Source organism: Streptomyces sp. NPDC043680 (assembly GCF_056436685.1).
In genome coordinates this window covers 642,339-664,720 of record NZ_JBWKCE010000002.1, presented here as the reverse complement: position 1 = coordinate 664,720, position 22,382 = coordinate 642,339, and the positions used below count along the sequence as shown (strand labels likewise).

Genomic DNA, 22,382 nt, shown 5'->3' with positions numbered 1-22,382 from the left:
GACGGGGGCGGGGGCTCAGGCGTGGAAGGGCAGGCCGGCGTCGGCGGCGAGCTCCAGGTCGTCGCCCTCGGGCGGTGGCAGGAGGCTCGCGGAGCCGTCGCTGACGGGGACCACGCCGAGGTCCAGGAGTTCGGCCATGGCCGCGCTGCCCGCCATGTCGCGCACCTGGAGCTGGTAGCGGGGGGTGGTGCGGTACGTACCTCCGGCGTCGTCACCGGTGCGCTGGAGGAAGCCGGAGTCGGTGAGGAAGGCGGCGGCCTTGCCGACGATGCCGGTGGTGGAACCGGCGAGGCGGCGGGCGTCCTTGGTGGCGCCGGTGGCGCTGCGGCGGGCGTAGACGCGCCAGGCGGCCTCCAGGCCGGGGCGGTCGGTGGCCGGGTCGGTGTTCTCCCCGAGCTCCTCGGCGCGCTCCTCCAGGCGGCGGCAGGCCTGCCGGACGAAGGCGTCGACCCCGTTGACGGTGACGCGGCCGATGTAGGCGTCGTCGGCGAGGTCCTCGGGGCGGGGGAAGGCGAGGGCGGCGAGGGCGAGGTGGGCCAGGCCGTGCAGGAACCGGTCGGCGGAGTCGGCGGTGGTGCGCCGGGCGTAGTCGCCCATCCGCACGGCGAACACCGAGTCCTCTCCTGCGGCCACGGCCATGCCCGCGCGGGGCGAGACCTCCAGGACGACGAGCCCGAGGCCGGTGGCGACGGCATCGGCGAGCCGCCCGAAGGCGGGGTCCTCGCGGTAGCGGCGCAGCAGCTCGGTGTACTCGGCGTCGCGGGTGGGGAGCAGTTTGGGCTGCAGCCCGAAGGCGACGAGCCGGGCGGCGTCCGCGGCGTCGGCGGGGGTGACGCCCGTGCTCTGCGCGGGCGCGACCGGGACCGGCGGCGCGTCGGCCTCGCTCCACGCGGGGTGCTCGGCGTGGTGGTCGCTCACGGGTACTGCCTCTCGTGGTGTGCGGTGGTTTCGGCGGCGGTTCGCGGGGCCCGCCCGCGGGGCGTCAGTGGGCGGGGGGCGGGGATCATGAGGCCTCCGTGCGGTCCGCGGTCATCGCCGCCGCGTCCAGCAGGGCCGTGCCGACGATCAGGTCCGCGCCGCCGAATTCGGGGTCGTCGAGCGTGGTGCCGTCGTCCACCGCGAACAGCAGCCGCTCCTCGCCCTGGCGGTAGGCCGTGCCCACCGCGGGGCTCGCCGCGTGCACCGCCAGCAGCGCGACCAGGTACGGCAGGTCCGGGTCCGTACGCCGGGCCTCGGCCAGCAGGCCAGACAGGCGGCGCGGCGCGTCGTGGGGGAGGTCCAGCAGCTGCATCGCGGCGGCGAGCTGCTCCTCGCTGAAGCGGCTGTCGTCGGGGGTGGCGATCAGGTCCGGCTCCGGCATCTCCGCGCCGAGGTGCTCCCGTTCCACCGGCGGGGTCAGGAGTATCTCCACCAGGTCGGCGACCCGCACGGAGACGGGCGTGCGCAGCCCCGTGCCCCGGGCGAAGAAGGCGTCGGTGACGCGGGTGGCGTCGGCGAGCGGCAACGGCAGGACGGGGGCGACCAGTTGGCCGTAGAGGTCGATGCCGGTGCGCCGGGCCGGGGCGGCGAAGGCCTGGCGGTCCTGTTCGGCGCGGAAGAGCGGGCCCGCGTCCAGGAGCCTCGACTGGAGCTGGGTGTGGCGGCGGATGCAGTCCTTGACGATGTCGACCAGCTCGGCGGCGCGCCGCTTGTTCTCGGGCTCCGCCGCCTCGTCGCGGGCCTTGCGGATGTTGGTCAGGATCGCGTTCTCGTGGCGGTAGCGGTCGGCGACGTGGTCGAGCGCCTCCTCGATCATGTCGGGCACGGACTGCAGCCAGTCGACGGCCCGGACGTTTCGCCGCGTCGCGTCCAACGTACGGCGCAGGGTCTCGGCGTACTGCACGGTGCGGTAGCGGGCCTGCTCGGCGGCCAGCTGGGCGTCCGCCAGCCGGCCCCGGCTGATCAGGACCTCCAGCTTCACCTCGGCCGCGATCTGCGCGCTGGTGACGTCCGTGTCGAGGGCGCCGACGAGGACGTTGACGGCCTCGTCGGTCGTGCGCAGGTACACCGCGCCCCCGTAACCGGGGACTTCCTCGATCAGCTTGAAGTCGTAGTCCCGGCGGACGTACACCCCGTCGGGGCCGAACGTGCCGTAGATCGCACGGAAGCCCCGGTCGACGCTGCCGACGTTGATCAGGTTCTCCAGGACCCAGCGGGCCACCCGCTCGTGCTCGGCCGCAGGACGGGCCGGCGCCTGGGCGGCGACGCGCGGGAGCAGCCTGGCGACGATCTGCTCGTGGTCGGCGCCCGTGTCGAAGTCCATCGTGAGCGTGACCAGGTCGATCGCGGCGAGGGCGACCTCGGCCATCGCGTAGATCCCGTACTCGCCGGCGAGATTGGCCTTGCGTACGTCGAGGTCGTGCAGCGGGGCGGTGCAGGCGAGCGCGCGCAGCCGCCGGGCCAGGCCCTCGTCGGCGGCCGGGCCCGGCGCCGGGGACGGGAGGGTCTTTGCCGGGGCAGGGAGAGTCACGGACAAAGACTAGGCGCTGTCACGGACAACATCCCAAACGGCATGGTTCGGCCGGATCGGTCCCCGGCGCTCGGCAACGCGGCGCGGGCGCTGTTCTACCCTCACGGCATGGCCTCCATGATCACACCTCTGATCGACCTCAACGCCGACCTCGGTGAGGGTTTCGGACGCTGGACGCTGACGGACGACGAGGCGCTGCTGTCCGTCGTCACGAGCGCCAACGTCGCGTGCGGATTCCACGCCGGCGACCCGTCCACCATGCGCCGGGTCTGCGAGCTGGCGGCGCAGCGCGGGGTACGGATCGGCGCCCAGGTGTCCTACCGCGACCTGGCGGGCTTCGGGCGGCGCGCCATGGACGTGCCGGCCGGTGAGCTGGCCGACGAGGTGGCTTACCAGATCGGGGCGCTGGAGGTGTTCGCACGGGCCGCCGGCTCCCGGGTGTCGTACGTGAAACCGCACGGCGCGCTGTACAACCGCACCGTGTACGACGCCGAGCAGGCGGGGGCCGTCGTCGCCGGGGTGCGGACGGCGGCCGGGTCCGGGGTCCTGCCGGTCCTGGGCCTGCCGGGGTCGGTGCTGCTGGCGGCCGCCGAGGCGGCGGGGCTGACGGCCGTACCGGAGGCGTTCGCCGACCGCGCCTACACCCCGGCGGGCACGCTCGTACCGCGCGGTGAACCCGGGGCGGTGCTGCACGATGCGGATGCCGTGGTCGCCCGGGCGGTCGCGATGGCCGCCGAGGGCGCGGTGACCGCCGCCGACGGCTCCCGGGTGGCGGTGGCGGCGCGCTCCCTGTGCGTCCACGGGGACACGCCGGGGGCGGCGCTGCTCGCCCGCCGGGTACGGGAGGCGCTGGGGGCCGCCGGGGTCCGGGTGGAGGCCTTCGCGTGAGGCCGCTCGTGGTGGGCGGCGAGGCGCTGCTGATCGAGCTGGACTCGGCCGCCGAGGTGGCCGCGCTCCACGCCGAACTGCTGCGCCGCCGCGACGCGGGCGAGCTGGGCGCCGTACGGGACCTCGTGCCCGCGGCCCGGACCGTACTTCTCGACGGCGTACGGGACCCCGCCGCGCTCGGCGTCCGGATCGCCCGGTGGGAGGTGCCCCCGCTCGCGCAGACGCAGGGGGCCCTGGTGACCGTCCCGGTGCGCTACGACGGCCCGGACCTGGCCGAGGTGGCCCGCCTGTGGGGCGTGGCCCCCGAAGAGGTCCCGGCCGTCGTCGGCGACACCGTCTTCCGGGTGGCCTTCTGCGGCTTCGCCCCCGGCTTCGGCTACCTGACGGGGCTCCCGGAGCGCTTCCACCTGCCCCGCAGGGCCACCCCGCGCACCGCCGTCCCGGCGGGCTCGCTGGCGCTCGCGGGCGAGTACGCAGGGGTGTACCCGCGCTCCTCCCCCGGCGGCTGGCAGCTGATCGGGACCACGGACGCGGTGCTCTGGGACCCGGACCGGGAACCGGCGGCGCTGTTCGCGCCGGGGGTACGGGTGCGGTTCACGGAGGCGGGCCGGTGACCGGGTCGGTGACCGGGCTTGTGGTGATCCGCCCGGGGGCGCTGACCACGGTCCAGGACCGCGGCCGCCCCGGCTACGCGCACCTCGGGGTCCCGCGTTCGGGCGCGCTCGACACGGCGGCGTACGACCTGGCCAACCGGCTGCTCGGCAACGCCCCGGACGCGGCGGCGCTGGAGACGACCCTGGACGGGGTCGGGCTCCGGGCCCTGGCTGCGACCAGCGTGGCCGTCACGGGCGCGCCCTGTTCCGTACGGGTGTCCGGCCGCCCGGTGCCCTGGGGAGCCGCGGTCGGGCTGCCGGCCGGGGCGGAGCTGGAGGTGGGCCGGGCCGAGTCGGGGGTGCGCAGCTACGTCGCGGTGCGGGGAGGCCTGGACGTCCCGCCGGTCCTGGGCAGTCGCTCGACGGACCTGCTGTCGGGGCTGGGGCCGCCGGTCCTGTCGGCCGGGATGCCGCTGCCTGTCTCCCCACCCGGCCCGCAGCCGGTGCCGTGGGCGGATGCCTGCCCACTGCCCGGGGCGCCCGCGGAACTCCTCCTCCCGCTCCGCCTCGGGCCGCGGGCGGACTGGTTCACGGAGGCTTCGCTCGCCGGGCTCTGGCGTTCGGTGTTCCGGGTCGCGGCGATGTCCAACCGCATCGGCCTGCGCACGGAGGCGGGCCCCCCGCTGGCCCGCAGCCGCCCGGGGGAACTCCCGAGCGAGGGCATGGTCCTGGGCGCGGTCCAGGTCCCCCCGGACGGCCTGCCGGTGGTGTTCCTGGCCGACCACCCGGTGACGGGCGGCTACCCGGTGGTCGGCGTGGTCCCGCCGGGACCGGCCCTGGACGCGGCGGCCCAGGCCCGGCCGGGGGTACCGGTCAGGTTCGTGAGGGCGCGATGAAACGTTCCGGAGGCCATCGGCAAGTAGGGGGTGAGGGGGCCGACCGGGTCCCCTGTGCAGGGGAGGAACCGGGTGCGCAGCCCACGACACGAGACCGGACCACCGGATCTCACCACGCCCGAGGGATTCGGGGCGTTCTACGAGGGACACATCGATGCCGTACTCGGCTTCGTCACCCGCCGGGTCGCCGACCCGCACCTGGCGGCGGACCTGACGGCGGACGTCTTCCTCGCCGCGATGGGCTCGGCCTCCGGTTACCGGCCCCACAGGGACCGTCCTGGTCCCGAAGCTGCCGCAATCCCAGTGCAAGGAAATCCAGGGCTGGGGCCGCGGCCCCCAGGACGATCCCGCGGCCGCTCTGTCGCACGGCGGTGACGGCCGCACCCTCAAGGTCAACCCGAAGGCGGTCCCCCCGGGGTACACACTCGTGTTCACGTGGGCGGACTACTTCCCCCCGGGGGAGGGGAAACAGGGACTCATCTTCGGAGTTCTGGAGAACGCCGACGTCCCGTCCTGTTCGGTCGACTACATGGAGGAGTTCCTGAGGTCACACCCGTGGCCCCCTACCCTGCCCCCCGGCGTACCCACCCCCGTTGCACCCCATTCCACTCCGTGACCGCAGGTGGTCACAGCACTCGGCCCGGCTCCCTCCCGTCAGGGGGGCCGGGCCGAGTGGTGTCGGTGGGGTGGCCGTCGGGCTACACGGCGGATTCCGGTGCGATGCGGCTGCGGACGGCCGACTGGACGTCCTCCTCCTCCGCCGGGTCGGCGGCCAGGCGGCGCAGGCGGGGGGCCACGCGTACGTCGGCGGTCTCCGCGTGGAGGGCGGCCACCTCGCGGGTGGTCTCCTCGCAGTCCCACAGGCATTCGACGGCGAAGCCCGCCGCGAAGGAGGGATCGGTGGCGGCCAGGGCGCGCGCGGCGCGGCCGCGGAGGTGGGACGAGGCCGTCTCGCGGTAGACGTGGCGCAGCACCGGCGCCGCGCAGCCGATCGACAGCCGGCCCGCTCCGTCCACCAGGGCGAACAGCCGCGGGGAGTCCGGGCCGGAGCCGCGGACGGTGGAGCGGAGGGCGCCCAGGACCAGGCCGGCGTCCTCGGCGTCGCCGTGGGCGGCCAGGAGGGCGGCGGCGGCCGCGCCGAGGGCGTCGGGGCGGTGGACCCAGCGTCGGGCCCGCTCGACGGCCGCGGGGCCGCTCATGCGCTCGTAGGCGGCGACGGCGGGCTCGTCCGCGGCTGCTTCGATGAGGTCCAGCACGGCCGGGTTGTCCGGCTCGGCGAGGACCAGGTGGTGCAGGGCGGTGGCCCGGGCGGCTTCGCCGAGGGTGCCGGCGGCGGCCGCGAGGATGGCGGAGCGGTCTTCGGGGGCGGCCACGGCGGCGAGGCACCGCGCGGCGGGGACGTGCAGCGGGGTTCCGCGGCGCAGCCCGTCGGCGGCCCAGTCGAAGACGGCCTGGACGCCCCAGCCGGGCCGGGGGCCGTTGGGGGTGAGCTGGCGCTGCCAGCGGTCGAAGGAGCCCTGGCGGCGGGCTGCGCGCAGCCGCTCTCCGTAGGCGGGCAGTTCCTCCCAGAGGAACCATGGCCGGGGCTCGTAGGCGTCGCGTACGGCGGCGGCCAGCCGCGCCTCACCCTCCTCGCCGGCGGGGAATCTCGCGAGGACCGGCGCGGCGAGGGAGCGCAGCCCCTGGTCGTCGTCGCGCAGGGCGAGCTCGTCGAGGGCCCAGGCCCAGTTGGCGCCGGAGGCGGCGTAGCGGCGCAGCAGCATGAGTGCGTCGTCGCGCCCGTAGGAGGCGAGGTGACCCAGGACGGACAGGGCGAGGCCGGTCCGGTGGTCCGTGTCGTCGACGAGGTCGTCGGCGCTGAAGAGGTGGCTCTCGATCTCGCCGAGGGGCCCGTCGAGGTCGAGGTACAGGCGTGCGTAGTACAGGGAGCGGTTCTCGACCTGCCAGTCCTGGCGCGGGTCGCGGAGCACGCACTGGTTGAGCGCCGCGAGGGCTTCCGCTCTGGGCGCCGCGAGCGCGTGCAGCGTGCCGTCGCCGCGGCCGCGCTGGAGGAGCCCGAGCAGGGTGCCGCTCGGCGCTATGACTGGTTCGAACATGGGAATGGCCTCAAATCAAGCTGGGGACGCAACCGGGAATCGGGATTCACAGGGCCGCGTAACAGCATGTGAGGACGTCCGCCGTCTTGTTCCGCTCGATGTAGACCATTGCCTTCTCACTCTCGTCGGTGCTTCGCGACCTCGGCGGCCGGTTCGGCAGGTGGGCTCGGACACCCGTCGTGTCCTGCCCGGTCCTGCCCGTCCGTCGTGCTCGCGAATCGAATCCGACGCCATGATGACCCAGCCGGTTTGTGCACCGCGACCACATTTACGGCTGTCGTGATCAACCCGTGAGCTGGGGGACCGGTCGGACCGTGCCAGGTCACGGCCAAAAACGGACTACTTGGCTCCGAAGAGTTCCAGCAGGTTGGCCTTGGCGAACATGCGGGCCGTGTCCACGGCGGAGGGGGTTCCGGCGTTCGGGTCGGCGCCTCCGGCGAGCAGGGCGCGGATGACGTCCTCCTCGCCCTTGAAGACGGCGCCGGCGAGCGGGGTCTGGCCGCGGTCGTTGGCGCGGTCGGCCTCGGCGCCGCGGGCGAGCAGGGCGGTGACGGTGTCGGCGTGGCCGTGGTAGGCGGCCAGCATCACCAGGGTGTCGCCGCGGTCGTTGGTGAGGTTGGCGGGGACCCCTGCGTCGAGATAGGCGGTGAGCAGGACGGTCTGGCCTTGGCGGGCGAGGTCGAAGATCTTGGTGGCCAGTTCGATGACGTCCTCGTCGGGGGCGCCCGGGGCGCCGCCGGCGGGCTCGTGCTGCTCGCTCATCGGTCGTGTCCGCCTTTCGTCAGCGAGTCGAGTCGGGATGGGGGCAGGCCGGGCGGGCAGCAGGGTGCCCGGTGCTGCGTCCGTACGGGTGAAGCGTCAGAGTAGCGCCCCGACCTGCACATACGGGGGCGTGTCCACGGCAAGGATCCCCCGCCGGGCCAGACGGGCCGATGCGCGGCCGGTCCGCGGCGGGCGCGCCAGCCAGGCTCGGCCGGTCAAGTGAAAAATGCCGGGATTCACCTAATTGCACCTTTTATCGCATTGATACTTCCTGTGAGCCTGGAACAACTGATGGTGACTGTCCCCACCCACCAGGAGAACTTCATGATCCTCTCCATCTCAGGCGTCGTCCTGCTCGGCATCATCGCCTTCCTGTTCTTCAAGAAGGACGGGCTGAAGCTCTCGCACGCGTTCGTCTGCTCGCTGTTCGGTTTCTTCCTCGCCGGTTCCGCCATCGCGCCGAGCATCACGGCGAGCACGGCGAGCCTGGCGAGCCTGCTCGGCGGGATCAAGCTCTAGCGTCCGCTGCCGCTCCGTCCCGCCCGACCGGACAACTCCCCGACCGGACAACTCCAGGAGACGCCCGTGGCCCGGCGCCCACTCCCCCGCATCCTCAGCAGCGGCACCGCGTCGCTGGCCCGGGGCCGCGATCTCGCGCGCACGGCCGCCGACAGTGCCACGGACGTCCTCCATCCGCTCCTGCTCATCGGGCGCGGCCTGCGCCTCCTGGCCGCGGCCGGGCGGCGCAAGTGGGCCGGGACCCCCAAGGACAAGCGTGGTCCCGCGCTGTTCCTGGGGGCCGCCTGCGTCCTCGTGGTCGCGCTCGCCCCCTACGGCCCGCTGCTGGCCCTGATCACCCTGATGGCGGCGGCGGCCTGGGCCGGACGGGACCGCAAACCCGTCAGGACGGGCCCCAGCGAGGCGGAGACCGAACGCCTCGTCTCCCTCTACGAGGCCCTCGTGCCGTACTTCTCCACCTCGGAGGACCCCGATCCCCTCTTCGCCCACGGCGGGAGCTGGGACCGTGCCTTCAGCGACTGCGCATTCGACCAGGAGGGCCGGATCACCCGGCTCCACATCCGCTACCCGGCCTACTTCACCGACGGTGAGGCCTCCTCGCGGGCCCGGATCGAGGCCCTGCTGCACGCCAAGTCGGGGCGGGGCCGCGAGTACCTCTTCCAGTGGGACGAGGAGGGCAACCAGCTCGATCTGACGGTGCTCCCGCCCCTGCCGACCGGGATCGCCGCGCAGCCGTTCGTCACCTCGCCCGGGGAGACCGTGCTCGGCTTCACCGACGCGGGCAGCGTGCAGCGCACGCTGCCGGTCACCGACGGCGGGCAGCCGCGCGACGTGCCGCCGGTGATCTGGCGTACGGGTCCCCGCTCCACCGAACCCCACCTGCTGGCCGTGGGCCAGCCGGGCAGCGGCACCTCCACCCTGCTGCGCTCGATCGCCCTGCAGGCGCTGCGACAGGGCGGCGAGGTCCTGGTCGTGGAAGGCGGCGGCAGCGGCGACTACGCGTGCCTGGCCGGACGGGCCGGCGTGCACGCCGTCGAGTGCGCGCCGAAGGGAGCGCTCGCCGTGCTGGAGTGGGCCGCCCAGGAGACCGGCCGGCGGCTGGCCGAGACCCACCGGGCCAGGGAGGAGGGCCTCCCGGCGCCGAAGGACACCCGGCGCCCGCTGTGGATCCTGCTGGACCGGCCGAGCGTGCTCGCGCACCTCGCGGCTGCGGAGGGGAGCCCCGACCCGCTGGCCCAGCTCCAGGTGCCGCTCCGGCACGGTCGTACCGTGCACGTCACCGTGGTGGTGGCCGAGCACTTCGACCATCTGGAGCTGCTGAACGACGCCGTCTGGCAGCACACCCGGGCGCGGGTCGCGCTCGGAGTGGCCGCCGCCCAGCAGCTCGCGGACGTGCTGGGGCTGCCGCCGCACACCACCCCGCCCGCGCAGGTCCCCGCGGGCCGCGGGTACGCCCGGCTCGGCACGGGTCCGGTGCACCGGCTGCAGGTGCCGGCCACGCCGGATCCGTACGACGACGCGGCGCCTCCCCTGCACCGCCAGGCCGTACGGGAACTGCTGCCCGCGCGGGAGGCCCCCGACCGGCCCGTCGCGCTCGGCAAGCCGCTGCAGGCGCAGCCGCCGGCGCAGCTCCAGGGCTCGGTGACGGACACCGCGGAGATCCCGAAGGTCCCGGACGCCCCCGAGGTCCCCGCCGAGGCTCCCTGAGCGGGTTCCGCGCGGCGGGATCTACGCGACGAAGGTGCGCGGGGGTTCCGCGCCGCTGCCGCCCGCACCCTTGCCGACCAGCCGGGCCGCCGCCGCCAGCCGCGCCGCGGCCTCCTCGGCCACCGGCCCGCCGACGGTGAACGGCAGCCGGACGTATCCCTCGAAGGCGCCGTCCACGCCGAACCGCGGGCCCGAGGGGACCCGTACGCCGACCCGCTCCCCCACCTCGGCGAGCCGCGAGCCGGACAGGCCGCCCGCCCGGGCCCACAGGGTGAGCCCGCCGAGCGGCACCTCGAACTCCCAGTCGGGCAGCTCCCGGCGCACCGCCGCGACCAGGGCGTCCCGGTTCTCCCGGGCCTGGGCGCGGCGGATCCCGACGGCTTCCTCCCAGCCGCCGGTCCGCATCAGCCAGTTCACCGCGAGCTGCTCCAGCACCGGCGTGCCGAGGTCGGCGTACGCCCGCGCCGCGACCAGGCTCCGGATGACGTCGGGGGCGGCGCGGACCCAGCCGATCCGCATGCCCGCCCAGAATGCCTTGCTGGCGGAGCCGACGGTGATCACGGTCGAGCCGGCGGGGTCGAAGGAGCAGACGGGCCGGGGCATCTCCAGCTCGGGGTCGAGCTGGAGCTCGGTCATGGTCTCGTCGACGACGAGGACGGTGCCGGCCGAGCGGGCGGCCTCCACCATGGCGCGGCGCTGCTCCGCCGTGGCGAGCGCGCCGGTCGGGTTGTGGAAGTCGGCGACGACGTAGGCGAGGCGCGGGGCGGCGTCGCGCAGCACCTGGCGCCACAGGGACATGTCCCAGCCGCCGAGCCCGTCGGCCATGGCGACCGGTACGAGCCGGACTCCGGCGGCGCGCATGAGCTGGAGGATGTTGGCGTAGGAAGGGGATTCGACGGCGATCCGCTCACCGCGGCCCGCGAAGAGGCTGCAGATGGCGTCGATGGCGCCCATCGCGCCGGTGGTGACCATGATCTGCTCGGGCATGGTGGGGATGCCGCGCTCGGTGTAGCGGTCGGCGAGCATCCGGCGCAGCGCGGGCAGTCCGGCGGGGTAGTCGCCGTGGGTGTGCGCGTACGGCGGCAGTTCCTCCAGGGCGCCCTGCACGGCCTTGGTGAGCCAGGGCTCGGGGGCCGGGAGGGCGGCGCAGCCGAGGTCGATCATCGAGCCGAGGGACTCGGGCGGCAGCGGTTCCAGGCCGCGGGCGGGCAGCGGGTTCCCGGCCGGCACGGAGGTCCAGCTGCCCGCTCCGCGGCGGGACTCCAGGAACCCCTCGCCGCGCAGGGCCTCATAGGCGGCGGCGACGGTGGTGCGGCTGAGGGAGAGGGCGACGGCCAGTTCCCGCTCGGCGGGCAGCCGGGCGGCGACGGGGATGCGGCCTTCCAGGACGAGCAGCCGGATCCCGTCGGCGAGGGTGCGGTACGCCGGGAGTTTGCGCGCCCCGGGGATGCCGGGCCGCTCCTGCTGGGAGGTGATGAGCCGCGCGAGCTGCGCGGCACCGACCGCCGAGGTCCACTCTGCCATGCCGTCCGGTCCACCTTTGTCGCATTGGCCTCACCACACCGCGGCAGCGGCGGGTATTGGATTGCTCCGTTCCCGCACAGCCTGTCACGCCGGGGGCCACCGGGCCAGAGCCGGCCGGGGACCGGGGCGGCCCGGGTCCACACCGACCCCGGGGTCCACAGCCGCCCCGGGTCCACCAGACCGGCGTCCACACCGGCCCGGTCGGCCGGGTCTCCCTCTGGCGGCCAGGTGTCCTTTCGGCGGCCCGGTGTTCACCGGGGCTCCATGCCGTCGCTCCCGGCGCCGGGGGCGGAGCGTGCATACTGCGGCGGGTGACGCACGTACGCCTTCGCCATCCGTATCTGGACCACCCGGCCCCGATTCCCTTCGCGCACCGGGGAGGTGCCGCGGACGGTCTGGAGAACACCGCCGCCGCCTTCCGGCGGGCCGCCGCCGCGGGGTACCGCTACTTCGAGACCGATGTGCACGCCACCGCCGACGGCAAGCTCGTCGCCTTCCACGACGCGACCCTGGACCGGGTCACCGACGGGCGGGGCCGGATCGCCGAGCTGGCCTGGAGCAAGGTCCGCGAGGTGCGGGTGGGCGGCAGCGAGCCGCTGCCGCTGTTCGAGGAGCTCCTGGAGGAGTTCCCGGACGCCCGCTGGAACATCGACGTCAAGTCAGAGTCGGCCCTGCACCCGCTGGTCAACCTGATCGCCCGCGCCGGGGTCTGGGACCGGGTCTGCGTCGGGTCGTTCTCGGAGAGCCGGGTGGCCCGGGCGCAGAAGGTCGCCGGCCCCCGGCTGGCCACCTCGTACGGGGTGCGCGGAGTGCTCGGCCTGCGGCTGCGCTCGTACGCGATCCCGGCGGCGCTGCGGGCCGGGGCGGTGGCGGCGCAGGTTCCGGAGACGCAAGGGGGTATCCGGGTGGTCGACCGGCGCTTCGTCCGCACGGCGCACGAGCGGGGCCTCCAGGTGCACGTGTGGACCGTGAACGAACCGGAACGCATGGAGGCTCTCCTCGACCTGGGAGTCGATGGCATCATGACCGACCGGATCGACATCTTGCGCACGGTGCTGGACCGGCGCGGGGCCTGGGCCTGACGAGCCCTTACGGCCGCCGCGTCCGGTGGAGCGGCCGGGGCGGCACGGGGACCAGCGAGGGGGCACCGATGAGTGCGCGCACGACAGAAGAAGCGGAACCGGGCGCGGAGGACGGCAGAGCGGGTGCCGCAGCCGCGGCGGCCCGCAAGCGGGAGCAGCACGGCTGGTACTTCTACGATTTCGCCTGCTCGGTGTACTCGACGAGCGTGCTCACCGTGTTCCTCGGGCCGTACCTGACGGCCGTGGCCAAGGCCGCCGCGGATGCCGAGGGCTATGTGCACCCGCTGGGCCTCCCTGTCCGGGCGGGGTCCTTCTTCGCGTACGCGGTGTCGGCGTCGGTGATCGTGGCCGTGCTGGTGATGCCGCTGGTGGGCGCCGTGGCGGACCGCACCGGCCGCAAGAAGCCGCTGTTGGCGGCGGCCGCCTACACGGGGGCCACGGCCACGGCCGGAATGTTCTTCGTGGGCGGCGAGCGCTACCTGCTGGGCGGCCTGCTGCTGATCGTCGCGAACGCCTCGCTGTCGGTCTCGATGGTGCTCTACAACGCCTACCTGCCGCAGATCTCCACCCCGGACGAGCGGGACACCGTCTCCTCCCGCGGCTGGGCCTTCGGCTACACCTCGGGCGCTTTCGTGCTCGTCCTGAACCTGGTGCTGTTCCAGGGCCACGACGCCTTCGGCCTCGGCGAGGGTGCGGCGGTGCGGATCTGCCTGGCCTCGGCCGGTCTGTGGTGGGGGGCCTTCGCGATCACCCCCCTGCGCCGGCTGCGCGACCGGGCCGTGGTGCGGGAGCCGGGCGCGGGGCCGGCCGTCAGCGGCTGGAAGCAGTTGGTGGCGACCTTGAAGGACATGCGGCGCTACCCGCTGACCCTGTCGTTCCTGCTGGCGTACCTGATCTACAACGACGGCGTGCAGACGGTGATCTCGCAGGCCTCGATCTACGGGTCGCAGGAGCTGGAGCTGGAGCAGTCCACGCTGATCGTGGCGGTGCTGCTGGTGCAGATCCTTGCGGTGGCGGGTGCGCTGGCGATGGGCCGGCTGGCCGTGGTGTACGGCGCCAAGCGGACGATCCTCGGTTCGCTGGCCGCGTGGGGGCTCACCCTGGCGGCCGGATACTTCCTGCCGGCCCGGACGCCCGTGTGGTTCTTCGCCCTGGCGGCGATGATCGGGCTGGTGCTGGGCGGCAGCCAGGCGCTGTCGCGGTCGCTGTTCTCGCACCTGGTGCCGGCGGGCAAGGAGGCCGAGTACTTTTCCGCGTACGAGATGAGCGACCGCGGGCTGAGCTGGGTGGGGCCCCTGGTGTTCGGCCTGACGTACCAGGTCACCGGGAGCTACCGGGACGCGATCATCTCGCTGGTGGTGTTCTTCGCACTGGGTTTCGCGCTGCTGGCGCGGGTGCCGGTGCGGCGCGCGGTGGAGGCGGCGGGGAATCCTGTTCCCGAGCGCATCTGACGGCCGTCGGCAGCCCGGCCGGGGCCGGATCTTCATACGAATTCCGAACGGATTTCGACGTTGAAGCGAAGGGCCGGTAGTGTACGCCTTTGGCCTGCCAGGCGGACCGTTACTGCGTGCGTAAGAAGTAAAGACGTTGGGTGACATCTGCTGCCAGATGTGACAAAACGGGCATTGGTGGGTACAACAAGGGGCGGCACGACGGGCGACGCACGACCCGGAGCGGGAATCTATACCGCCGACCGGACGTTGACCGGATGACGACGACAGCGACACCTGTCCTGTGGGCGACAAGCCCGGGAGGCACGATTCATGAGTGAGCGAGCTCTCCGCGGTACGCGGCTCGTGGTTACCAGCTACGAGACGGACCGCGGCATCGATCTGGCCCCGCGCCAGGCGGTGGAGTACGCATGCCAGAACGGACATCGATTTGAGATGCCGTTCTCGGTTGAGGCAGAGATTCCGCCGGAGTGGGAGTGCAAGGCGTGCGGCGCCATGGCACTCCTGGTTGACGGGGACGGGCCCGAAGAGAAGAAGGGCAAGCCTGCGCGAACGCACTGGGACATGCTCATGGAGCGGCGCACCCGCGAGGAGCTGGAGGAGGTGCTGGCCGAAAGGCTGGCGGTCCTGCGTTCCGGCGCCATGAACATTGCCGTGCATCCGCGGGACAGCCGCAAGTCCGCCTGACAAGCGGACGGATTCACACACAACAAGCCGAGGGCCCCCGCCACGCATGTGGCGGGGGCCCTCGGCTTGTTGTGTTCCTGCCTCAGGGAGCCAACGGCGGCCTGTACCCCGTGTCGGGCCGGGCCGCGCCCGACTGCTGTCCGCCGTCCTCCCGGATGACCTCGCCCTGGACCACCTTGCCGTCCGGGTGGTGGATACGGGCCTGCTGGAACGCGTCCCCGAAACCGCCCTTGGAGGCCGAGGCCATCCTGCGCTCCAGCGAGCGCGCGAAGCGCCGCCCGACCCATGCCCGCACCGGCGGGATCAGGCAGAGCAGGCCGGCCAGGTCGGAGAGCAGGCCGGGCAGGATGAGCAGCAGACCGGCCAGCATGGTGAGGCCGTTGCCGCCGCCCGGCTGCTGCGGGGCGGGCCGGATCCCCTGCTGAGCCTGCTGGAAGGTGCTCGTCAGATTTCTGAAGGCCCGCCGTCCCGCGCGCTTGATGACCACCGCGCCGAGGACGATGCCGCCCGCGATCAGTGCGGCGACGGTCACAGCGCCGGCCGCCTCCGCGACCAGACTGAGCAGCCAGATCTCCAGGATCAGCCAGACGGCGACCGCCAGGGGCAGGAACGTGCGGGCGGGCGAGCGCCGCCGCGGGGCCGTGGAAGTGGAAACGCCGCTCATCATGGGTCCAGTGTGCCGGGAGCAGCATAAAAGCGACCTCAGCCGGGGGTGGCGGGCCTCCCCGAGGGACCGTGCCCTCGGTCCTGTCCCGGCCCCGGCCTGTCCCCGGCCTTGGCCTGACGCTCGCTACCCCTTGGCCTTGTCCTGCCCGGTCAGCTTGGCCGCGTGGGCCTTGAGCCCCCACTGGGTGACCCGCCACAGGGCCTCCACCACGATGTCCTTGCTCATCTTGCTGTCGCCGAACTCCCGCTCGACGAAGGTGATGGGCACTTCCACGACGCGGAAGCCCTGGCGCACGGCCCGCCGGGCCAGGTCGACCTGGAAGCAGTACCCCGCGGAGGCCACCTCGTCCAGGCCCAGCCCCTCCAGCGTCTCGCGCCGGAAGGCCCGGTAGCCGCCGGTCACGTCGCGGATCGGCACGTCCAGCATCAGCCGGGAGTACGTGGAGCCGCCCCGGGAGAGGAACTCCCGGCTCTTGGGCCAGTTGACGACCCGGCCGCCCGGCACCCAGCGCGAGCCCAGGACGAGGTCGGCGCCGGCCAGCGCGGTGAGCAGCCGGGGCAGCTCCTCCGGCTGGTGGGAGCCGTCGGCGTCCATCTCGACGAGCACGCCGTAGTCGCGCTCCAGGCCCCAGGCGAAGCCGGCCAGATAGGCGGCGCCGAGGCCCTCCTTGCCCTTGCGGTGCAGGACGTGCACGTGGTCGTCGCCGGCTGCCAGCTCGTCGGCGAGCTTGCCGGTGCCGTCGGGGCTGTTGTCGTCCGCGACCAGGATGTGCGCCTCGGGCACCGCCGCGCGCACGCGGGCGACGATCGGCCCGATGTTCTCCGCCTCGTTGAAGGTGGGGATGATCACCAAGGCCGTGCCGAGCGGTCCGTGGCCTCGCTGTCCGCCTTCGCTCACTGGGTCCGCCTTCGTGTTCTTGTACGTCCTGTCACAGAGGATGACTCTAGAACAGTGGTCGGGGCCCGCGGTCCTTCGGGCCGGTCCGGTCCCCGCTGGCTGCGGATCGCCGTCACCGTTGTCTACTGGACCGCCGGGCCCCGACGCGGGGCCACCTCCCCCGGCTACCTTCCCCAGACCTCGTCCGGGGGTACCCCGGGGGTGCCCCCACCGGCGAAACCTTCCCTCGCCCCCGAGGCGCGGGCGCGCTGAGCGGACGGATCCGTCCGGTACGGACGTCGTTTGGTGGACCCGGCCGAACCTATCCGGGTCCGGCCGCCGGTACCGAACCGAGGCCCGCCGGATCACCCCTGTGGCCGTACGAATACCTCCCGCCCGCCGACCACGGTGGCCAGGCACACCGGCAGATCCCTGCCCGGGGTCAGGTCGGGCAGGCCGGGGGTGCCGGAGCGGGGGTCGGTGGACCAGCGGGCGACCCGGTCGTCCGGGGCCTGGACCACCAGTTCGGCGTTCTCCCACACCGCGTAGTCGGCCGGGGCCCCGGGGACGAGCACGCCCGCGCCGTCCCGGCCCAGCGCCCGCCAGCCGCCGCGGGTGTGGGCGGTGAAAGCGGCCCGTACGGAGATCCGGTGCTCGGGGGTGCGGTGGAAGGCGGCCGCCCGGACGGTGCCCCAGGGGTCGAAGGGGGTGACCGGGGCGTCGGAGCCGAAGGCGAGCGGTACGCCGGCCTTGAGGAGGGCGGCGAACGGGTTGAGGGTACGGGCGCGCTCCGCGCCGAGCCGGTCCGCGTACATGCCGTCCTCGCCCCCCCAGGCGGCGTCGAAGGCGGGCTGCACGGACGCGGTGAGTCCGAGGTCGGCGAAGGCGGCGATGGTGGCGGGGGTCATCATCTCGGCGTGCTCGACGCGGTGCCGGGCGGCGCGCACCCGGCCGAGGCCGACCTTGTCGGCGGCGGCGCGCACCCCCTCGACCACGGCGGTGAGCGCGGCGTCGCCGATGGCGTGGAAACCGGCCTGCAGGCCCGCTTCGGTGCAGGCGGCGACGTGCTCGGCGATGTCGGCGGCGTCGAGGTAGCCGGTGCCGGTGTGCGGGGCGTCGGCGTACGGGGTGTGCAGGCAGGCGGTGTGGGAGCCGAGGGCTCCGTCGACGAAGAGGTCGCCGGCGGCGCCGATCGCGCCGAGCGCGGCGGCCTGTTCCAGGTCGCGGTCGGCCCAGTAGCCGAAGACGCGCGGCCCGGGCCGTTCGCGGGCGAGGTTGAGCAGGTCGCTGAAGTCCTCGGCGGAGGAGATCCCCGGGCCGCCGCACTCGTGCACGGAGCCGATCCCGAGGGAGGCGGCCCGGTCGAGGGCGGCCTGCTGGGCCTCGGCGCGCTGGGCGGCGGTGACGGCGGAGAGGGCGGCGGTGCGGACGGCGTGGTGGTCGTCGCGGACCAGCGGCTCGTCGCCGCGGACGACGAGGCCGGGGACGAGGTCCAGCAGGGCGGTGGTGACGACGGCGGAGTGCACGTCGATGCGGCTGAGGTAGAGCGGGCGGCCGCCGACGGCCTCGTCGAGCTCCGCGCGGCGGGGGGCGCGGCGCTCGGGCCAGCGGGCGGCGTCCCACCCGTGGCCGAGGAGCACGCGGTCCGCGGGGCGGCGCTCGGCATAGGCGCGGACGAGGCGGAGGGCGTCGGCGAGGGAGGCGGCCCCGGAGAGGTCCAGCCCGGTGAGCGCGAGGCCGGCGGCGGTGGTGTGGACGTGGGCGTCGGTGAACGCGGGGGTGACCAGCGCCCCGCCGAGGTCGACCACCTCGTCGACGCCCTGCGCGAAGGCGTCGGCGGCGCCTTCGGAGCCGACCCAGGCGATGTGTCCGCGCTCGACGACCATCGCGGTGGCGAAGGGGTCGGCGGGGCTGTGGACCTCGCCCCCGCGCAGGAGGACGGTGCGTGCGGGGGCGTCTGCTCCGGCGGCGGTGGCGGTGGCGGAGGTGGCGGTGCGGTCAGTCATGGCCCCAGTTTCGCGGGTCGACCGCCCCCGCTCCGACACGACCCCCCTGCGGGCGGGTGCGGCCCCTGCCGAACGGAGTCCGGCGCAGCGGCTCGAAGCCCGGGAGGCGCCCCGGCGCCGAACGGTGCGAGGGACGCATAAAGAATCAGACGCGGGGCGGGCGGGCCTCGTACGGGGTGGAGAGGACCACCGTGGTGCGGGTCGAGACGTGGGCCAGGGCACGCAGCCGGCCCAGGAGGTCCTCCAGTTCGAGCGGCGTGGCCACCCGGACCTTGAGGATGTAGTTCTCGTCGCCGGCGACGCTGTGGCAGGCCTCGATCTCCGGTACGCCGGCCAGCCGCTCCGCGATGTCGTCGGGCGCGCTCGGGTCGAAGGGCTTCACCGAGATGAAGGCCGTCAGCGGCAGCCCGACGGCCTCGGGGTCGACCACCGCCGCGTACCCGCGGATCACCCCGCGCTGCTCCAGACGGCGTACTCGCTGGTGGACCGCCGACGTGGACAGTCCCGTGGCCTTGCCCAGGTCCGTGTAGCTCATCCGCCCGTCCCGTACGAGCAGATCCACGATCTGGCGGTCCAGCTCCTCCATTGCGCTCATAGCCGCACAACCTACGGCCCAATGCCCCTCCAGGCCCAGTGCTGTCCGCCCACAAGTGGCACCTGCGGCGGGCATGTGACCAAAGCCACAGGGGTATGTACGCGTACGCCGGGATGTCGTGGTTACTCGTGCCGCGCGACGGGAAGTGCTTGCTGTGGCCGAGGCCGTGGGAATGCCCGCCCGGCCCACTCAAGGGGGAGTACATCCATGCAGAACACCCAGCGCGCCGGTCGCACCGAACGGGAGCCTCTGGAACCGGGCGGTTCCGCGTACGCGGACGACGCGGAGTACCTCGACGACACCGAGGGTTTCGACATCCACCACGCGACCTGCCCGGACTGCGGTCAGGCGATCGCCCTGGTGGCGGACGAGGAGTACCTGCCGGAGCACGCGCTCTGCCTGACCCCGTGGAACCCCTTCGGGCTCACGGTGTGCGCGGGTACGGGCCGGCCGGCCGCCGACGCGCTGCCGACCGTGGGCACGAGCGGCGGTGAGGAGGCGCGGGACCTGGAGGTCGTACTGCTGACCCTGCCGCAGGGGCTGGACTGGCGGACGCAGCCGTTCTCGCACGTGGGCGGCCCCGGCTCGCGGCCGGTGCGGATGCCGGCGCCGACGCTGCTGCCGCAGATGCGGCAGCACGCGCAGGCCGCCTGACCCGAGCACCGGAGCACCGGAGCACCGGAGCACCGGAGCACCGGAGCACCGGAGCACCGGAGCACCGGGCCGGAGCTACCAGTACGTTCCCTGCACCATCGCCGCGAGGCCGGCGTGGTGCAGGATCAGGGCGTCCGGATCCGCCGGGATCTCGACCTCGCCGAAATGCGCCTGCCGGTAGGCGATGCGCAGCATCACGATCCCGTGCCGCAGGGCGGCGTACAGGGTGTGGAACTCCATGTCCCGCGGGGTGTGCCCGGTGAGTTCGGCGTACCGGCGTTCCAGGTCCGTGCGGCGCAGGAAGTCGGGCAGGCCCGGCTGGCCGAAGCCCACCGTGAGGTCCTGGAAGAAGCGGTGCAGGTAGACGGTCCAGCCGAGGTCGACCTCGCGCGGGGCGTAGGCCGCCATCTCCCAGTCGAGGACGGCCACGGGTTCGAAGCCGTCGTAGACGACGTTGCCGATGCGGGCGTCGCCCCAGTTGAGGACGGCGGGGCCCTCGTCTTCGGGCCACAGCTCCTCCAGGCGGTCGAAGGCCCGTTCCAGGAGCGGTGAGGGTGCGAGTCCCCGCACCACCCAGGCGTAGTAGGCGCGTTGGGCGTCCACGTGGCGGCGCAGCGGGCTGCCCGCCCCCTCGGGGAGGAGGAACTCGGCCTCCTTCGCCGGGAACTGGTCGTGCAGGCGGGCCAGCAGCGAGATGCTGGCCTCCTGGAGCGCGGCGCGTTCGGTGTCGCTCGCGGCGTGCAGCCAGTTGCCCTCGTACGTGTAGGGCATGACGTCGGGCGGCACCCGGCCCTCGGCGCGCGCCATGACGAAGAAGGGCGCTCCGAGCGGTCCGGGGTCCTCCTCCAGCCAGTGCACGCGCGGGACCGGCAGGTCGGTGTGGGCGGCGACCAGGCCCATCACCCGGTGCTGGCGGGCCATGTCGTACGTGGGGAAGACGGTGTACGCGGCCGGGTCGGCGGCGAGCCGCAGGGCGCAGGCCCGTACCGGGGTGTCGGGGTGTTCGATGTCGAAGAGCAGGGTTTCGCTGGACATGCCGTTGGAGGCGGGGACGCGGACGTCCGTCACCTGCGCGCCGGGGAGCCGGGTGTCGAGCCAGGCCGCGAGGCGCCGGCCGAGTTCTTCCGGTTCCCGGGTGGAGGTGCGGGGACGTGGTGCCGGTGCTGCTGCCATGACTGCCCCTTTGCTGCTGCTGGTTCTGCTGCTACTGGGCCACTGAGCCGTAGTCGGTGAAGCCGCTCGGGTCGTGGCGGCCGAAGCTGCCGTGTTCGAAGATGCCGTGGCCGGTCTGCCCGTCGAGGGTGAAGCGGGCGGCGTGGTCGGTGACGCCGAAGGCGGCCATGGGGTGGGCGGCCGGGTCGGAGAGGTCGTAGACGCGGCGGTCGGTCCAGCCGCGGCCCTGCCAGCTGCCGTGCTGCCAGTCGGTGGCGGGCGGGTAGCCGGCGCCGACGGCGAGCGGGGAGGAGTTCAGGATCTCGACGCCGAGTTCGAGGGGTTTGCGGGCGGGGTCGGTGAGGTGGACGACCGCGCTCTCGGGGTGGCGGGTGCCGGGGCGGTAGCGGATGTCGGTGTGCGGCCAGCCGAGCTGGACGTCGCTCCGGCCGCTGCCCTCGGGGAAGACCTGGACGGCTTCGCTCAGGGTGCGGTGCCCGTCGGCGTCCTCCTGGGCGATGACCATGAGGAAGCGGTCCTCGAAGCGGACAGGGATCCAGAGCCAGTGGAAGCCGTCGGGCCGGTGCTCCTCGGCGGCGCGGCCGCCGTCCTCGCCGGGAATGGGGCGGACCCCCCAGCTGCGGTCGCGGGTGCCGGTCCATTCGCCCGGGGTGAGGGCGAACTGCTCGCCGCGGGCCCGCAGGGTGCCGGTGACGTGGCCGGCCTGGACGAAGCGGCGGCCTTCGAGCATGAGGCGGTCGCCGCGCCGCTGGACGTGGTGCGGCTCCCAGACGGCGGGGAACTCGGCGGTCCAGGTGAGGGCGTAGGAGAGCCCCTGCGGGTCGGCGGGGTCGGCGTCGCAACGGAGGGTGATCCGCTTGAGCGGTTCGTCGACGATGATCCGCAGGGGGCCGACGGAGAGGTGCATGCGGTCGTCGGTGAGGGCGTCGGAGGCCCGCACGGCGAGGAGTTCGTCGCCGAGGCGCAGGGTGGCGTACGCGTCGATGACGCCGGCGTTGGGGTAGACGCCGAGGCCGAGGATGAGGACGGCGCGGCCGGCGTGGTCGAAGACATGGAAGATGCACCGGTCGTAGGCGTTGCGGTCGCCGGTGACCAGGTGTTTCATCGACAAGGGGGCCTGGTGGACGGGGTATTCGTCGAGGGGTACGGGTCGGTCCGCGGGCATGGCAAACCTCCTGGGCGGCGCGGCGGTGTGCGAGAGCTCGGCGGAAATGACGGTACGTCAGAAACCGTTCTGACGACCATACTTCTGGCACGTTCTGACAGCTCGGCACGCCCGGTCGGCCACCCGGGGAAGGATCGAACGGAAACCCGCAGGGCAAGGGCGGTTACCCGCGCGGCCGGTGGCGCGTTTGGCCCTGCATGACCACGCTTGAAGCTTCCACGCCGCGGACGGGACGTCGCCGCAGGCCGATGCTGGCCGGCTACGAAGAATCGGTTCAGCAGAGGCAGCCGGATCCACCGATCTACCGCGCGCTGCTGGCCCGCTGGGCCGACGACGGGCGCACCCTGCCCGGGCGTCGGGACCCCGAGTGGTCCCGGGTCGCCGGCGCCCCCATCTGGCCGAGCGGGCCCCTCTTCGGCGATCAGGCCGGGTCGTGGAGCGAGAGCAGTCCCGCCACCGCCGAACGCACGCCGCAGCGGACGTAGCGTGCTCGGCCGTGGGCACCCGCGGTACGGCCGTTGGCGTTAAGCGC

Annotated in this window: 22 protein-coding genes; 11 read left to right on the top strand and 11 right to left on the bottom strand. The window is 73.8% G+C overall.

Annotation, left to right across the window (positions count from 1 at the left end; all coding sequences use genetic code 11):
• Positions 1–15 precede the first annotated feature (15 nt).
• Both AC0666_RS06435 and AC0666_RS06430 read right to left on the bottom strand, forming a co-directional pair.
• Positions 16–918 (bottom strand): hypothetical protein, encoded by a 903-nt coding sequence (locus AC0666_RS06435; RefSeq protein ID WP_468583522.1) that lies wholly within the window; start codon positions 916–918, stop codon positions 16–18.
• Positions 919–1,003: 85 nt separating this feature from the next.
• Positions 1,004–2,509, bottom strand: coding sequence for a hypothetical protein (locus AC0666_RS06430; protein ID WP_468971095.1), 1,506 nt, complete (start codon positions 2,507–2,509; stop codon positions 1,004–1,006).
• Positions 2,510–2,617: 108 nt separating this feature from the next.
• On the opposite strand from AC0666_RS06430, the gene AC0666_RS06425 reads away from it, so the two are divergent.
• From AC0666_RS06425 to AC0666_RS06410, 4 genes are read left to right on the top strand one after another with little or no spacing between them, the layout of a single operon-like run.
• Complete coding sequence (locus AC0666_RS06425; RefSeq protein ID WP_468971093.1) at positions 2,618–3,397, top strand: LamB/YcsF family protein; 780 nt, start codon at positions 2,618–2,620, stop codon at positions 3,395–3,397.
• Positions 3,394–4,011 (top strand): 5-oxoprolinase subunit B family protein, encoded by a 618-nt coding sequence (locus AC0666_RS06420; protein ID WP_468971092.1) that lies wholly within the window; start codon positions 3,394–3,396, stop codon positions 4,009–4,011. The genes AC0666_RS06425 and AC0666_RS06420 overlap by 4 nt, the downstream gene beginning before the upstream one ends.
• Positions 4,008–4,886, top strand: coding sequence for a 5-oxoprolinase subunit C family protein (locus AC0666_RS06415; RefSeq protein WP_478707183.1), 879 nt, complete (start codon positions 4,008–4,010; stop codon positions 4,884–4,886). The genes AC0666_RS06420 and AC0666_RS06415 overlap by 4 nt, the downstream gene beginning before the upstream one ends.
• Positions 4,887–4,916: 30 nt before the next feature.
• Entirely contained in the window at positions 4,917–5,261 is a 345-nt protein-coding gene (locus AC0666_RS06410; protein WP_468971089.1) for an RNA polymerase sigma factor, read from the top strand.
• 323 nt (positions 5,262–5,584) lie between these two features.
• Here the strand turns inward: AC0666_RS06410 and AC0666_RS06405 are convergent, their stop codons facing one another.
• Both AC0666_RS06405 and AC0666_RS06400 read right to left on the bottom strand, forming a co-directional pair.
• Complete coding sequence (locus AC0666_RS06405; RefSeq protein WP_468971086.1) at positions 5,585–6,982, bottom strand: HEAT repeat domain-containing protein; 1,398 nt, start codon at positions 6,980–6,982, stop codon at positions 5,585–5,587.
• 339 nt (positions 6,983–7,321) lie between these two features.
• Positions 7,322–7,744, bottom strand: coding sequence for an ankyrin repeat domain-containing protein (locus tag AC0666_RS06400; RefSeq protein WP_468971083.1), 423 nt, complete (start codon positions 7,742–7,744; stop codon positions 7,322–7,324).
• 324 nt (positions 7,745–8,068) lie between these two features.
• Between AC0666_RS06400 and AC0666_RS06395 the strand changes: the two genes are divergently transcribed.
• Positions 8,069–8,263, top strand: coding sequence for a hypothetical protein (locus AC0666_RS06395; protein WP_356853947.1), 195 nt, complete (start codon positions 8,069–8,071; stop codon positions 8,261–8,263).
• Positions 8,264–8,329: 66 nt separating this feature from the next.
• Positions 8,330–9,970, top strand: a complete 1,641-nt coding sequence (locus AC0666_RS06390; RefSeq protein WP_478707182.1) for a hypothetical protein — start codon at positions 8,330–8,332, stop codon at positions 9,968–9,970.
• A gap of 21 nt (positions 9,971–9,991) precedes the next feature.
• Here the strand turns inward: AC0666_RS06390 and AC0666_RS06385 are convergent, their stop codons facing one another.
• The gene (locus tag AC0666_RS06385; RefSeq protein ID WP_468971077.1) at positions 9,992–11,494 is read right to left on the bottom strand and encodes an SCO1417 family PLP biosynthesis transcription factor; all 1,503 of its coding nucleotides are present in this window, start codon (positions 11,492–11,494) and stop codon (positions 9,992–9,994) included.
• A gap of 311 nt (positions 11,495–11,805) precedes the next feature.
• Here AC0666_RS06385 and AC0666_RS06380 point away from each other — a divergent pair, with 311 nt between their 5' ends.
• The 3 genes from AC0666_RS06380 (at position 11,806) to AC0666_RS06370 (ending at position 14,714) form a co-directional block, all read left to right on the top strand.
• On the top strand, positions 11,806–12,576 hold the full coding sequence (locus AC0666_RS06380) for a glycerophosphodiester phosphodiesterase family protein (RefSeq protein ID WP_468971074.1): 771 nt from the start codon (positions 11,806–11,808) through the stop codon (positions 12,574–12,576).
• Positions 12,577–12,644: 68 nt separating this feature from the next.
• Positions 12,645–14,027, top strand: a complete 1,383-nt coding sequence (locus AC0666_RS06375) for an MFS transporter (protein WP_478707181.1) — start codon at positions 12,645–12,647, stop codon at positions 14,025–14,027.
• 312 nt (positions 14,028–14,339) lie between these two features.
• Positions 14,340–14,714, top strand: coding sequence for an RNA polymerase-binding protein RbpA (locus tag AC0666_RS06370; protein WP_007262928.1), 375 nt, complete (start codon positions 14,340–14,342; stop codon positions 14,712–14,714).
• Positions 14,715–14,796: 82 nt separating this feature from the next.
• Here the strand turns inward: AC0666_RS06370 and fxsA are convergent, their stop codons facing one another.
• The 4 genes from fxsA to AC0666_RS06350 all read right to left on the bottom strand — a co-directional run bounded on the left by fxsA (position 14,797) and on the right by AC0666_RS06350 (position 18,849).
• Positions 14,797–15,381 (bottom strand): FxsA family membrane protein, encoded by a 585-nt coding sequence (gene fxsA / locus AC0666_RS06365; RefSeq protein WP_478707180.1) that lies wholly within the window; start codon positions 15,379–15,381, stop codon positions 14,797–14,799.
• Between the two features lie 123 nt (positions 15,382–15,504).
• A complete protein-coding gene (locus tag AC0666_RS06360; protein WP_468971062.1) occupies positions 15,505–16,278 on the bottom strand; it encodes a polyprenol monophosphomannose synthase in 774 nt (257 codons plus the stop codon).
• A gap of 344 nt (positions 16,279–16,622) precedes the next feature.
• Positions 16,623–18,263: an amidohydrolase gene (locus tag AC0666_RS06355; RefSeq protein ID WP_478707179.1), complete on the bottom strand. Its 1,641-nt coding sequence runs from the start codon at positions 18,261–18,263 to the stop codon at positions 16,623–16,625.
• Positions 18,264–18,408: 145 nt separating this feature from the next.
• Entirely contained in the window at positions 18,409–18,849 is a 441-nt protein-coding gene (locus tag AC0666_RS06350) for an Lrp/AsnC family transcriptional regulator (protein ID WP_030240692.1), read from the bottom strand.
• Positions 18,850–19,065: 216 nt separating this feature from the next.
• Between AC0666_RS06350 and AC0666_RS06345 the strand changes: the two genes are divergently transcribed.
• A complete protein-coding gene (locus AC0666_RS06345) occupies positions 19,066–19,512 on the top strand; it encodes a hypothetical protein (RefSeq protein WP_468971058.1) in 447 nt (148 codons plus the stop codon).
• 75 nt (positions 19,513–19,587) lie between these two features.
• Here the strand turns inward: AC0666_RS06345 and AC0666_RS06340 are convergent, their stop codons facing one another.
• Together AC0666_RS06340 and AC0666_RS06335 are read right to left on the bottom strand one after the other, a co-directional pair.
• Positions 19,588–20,685: a phosphotransferase family protein gene (locus AC0666_RS06340; RefSeq protein WP_468971055.1), complete on the bottom strand. Its 1,098-nt coding sequence runs from the start codon at positions 20,683–20,685 to the stop codon at positions 19,588–19,590.
• A 31-nt stretch (positions 20,686–20,716) separates the two neighbouring features.
• A complete protein-coding gene (locus AC0666_RS06335; protein ID WP_468971052.1) occupies positions 20,717–21,850 on the bottom strand; it encodes an Rv3169 family protein in 1,134 nt (377 codons plus the stop codon).
• Positions 21,851–22,047: 197 nt separating this feature from the next.
• Here AC0666_RS06335 and AC0666_RS06330 point away from each other — a divergent pair, with 197 nt between their 5' ends.
• Positions 22,048–22,335 carry a hypothetical protein gene (locus tag AC0666_RS06330; protein WP_468971049.1) on the top strand — a complete coding sequence of 96 codons (288 nt, stop codon included), beginning with the start codon at positions 22,048–22,050 and terminating at the stop codon, positions 22,333–22,335.
• Positions 22,336–22,382: the final 47 nt, after the last annotated feature.

Bases quoted from the DNA above. Each gene is read 5' to 3' on its own strand.
- AC0666_RS06335 (WP_468971052.1), bottom strand. From the start codon at position 21,850: ATGCCCGCGGACCGACCCGTACCCCTCGACGAATACCCCGTCCACCAG.
- AC0666_RS06400 (WP_468971083.1), bottom strand. From the start codon at position 7,744: ATGAGCGAGCAGCACGAGCCCGCCGGCGGCGCCCCGGGCGCCCCCGAC.
- AC0666_RS06330 (WP_468971049.1), top strand. From the start codon at position 22,048: ATGACCACGCTTGAAGCTTCCACGCCGCGGACGGGACGTCGCCGCAGG.
- AC0666_RS06395 (WP_356853947.1), top strand. From the start codon at position 8,069: ATGATCCTCTCCATCTCAGGCGTCGTCCTGCTCGGCATCATCGCCTTC.
- AC0666_RS06355 (WP_478707179.1), bottom strand. From the start codon at position 18,263: ATGACTGACCGCACCGCCACCTCCGCCACCGCCACCGCCGCCGGAGCA.
- AC0666_RS06370 (WP_007262928.1), top strand. From the start codon at position 14,340: ATGAGTGAGCGAGCTCTCCGCGGTACGCGGCTCGTGGTTACCAGCTAC.
- fxsA (WP_478707180.1), bottom strand. From the start codon at position 15,381: ATGATGAGCGGCGTTTCCACTTCCACGGCCCCGCGGCGGCGCTCGCCC.
- AC0666_RS06405 (WP_468971086.1), bottom strand. From the start codon at position 6,982: ATGTTCGAACCAGTCATAGCGCCGAGCGGCACCCTGCTCGGGCTCCTC.
- AC0666_RS06375 (WP_478707181.1), top strand. From the start codon at position 12,645: ATGAGTGCGCGCACGACAGAAGAAGCGGAACCGGGCGCGGAGGACGGC.
- AC0666_RS06340 (WP_468971055.1), bottom strand. From the start codon at position 20,685: ATGGCAGCAGCACCGGCACCACGTCCCCGCACCTCCACCCGGGAACCG.
- AC0666_RS06425 (WP_468971093.1), top strand. From the start codon at position 2,618: ATGGCCTCCATGATCACACCTCTGATCGACCTCAACGCCGACCTCGGT.
- AC0666_RS06350 (WP_030240692.1), bottom strand. From the start codon at position 18,849: ATGGAGGAGCTGGACCGCCAGATCGTGGATCTGCTCGTACGGGACGGG.
- AC0666_RS06345 (WP_468971058.1), top strand. From the start codon at position 19,066: ATGCAGAACACCCAGCGCGCCGGTCGCACCGAACGGGAGCCTCTGGAA.
- AC0666_RS06385 (WP_468971077.1), bottom strand. From the start codon at position 11,494: ATGGCAGAGTGGACCTCGGCGGTCGGTGCCGCGCAGCTCGCGCGGCTC.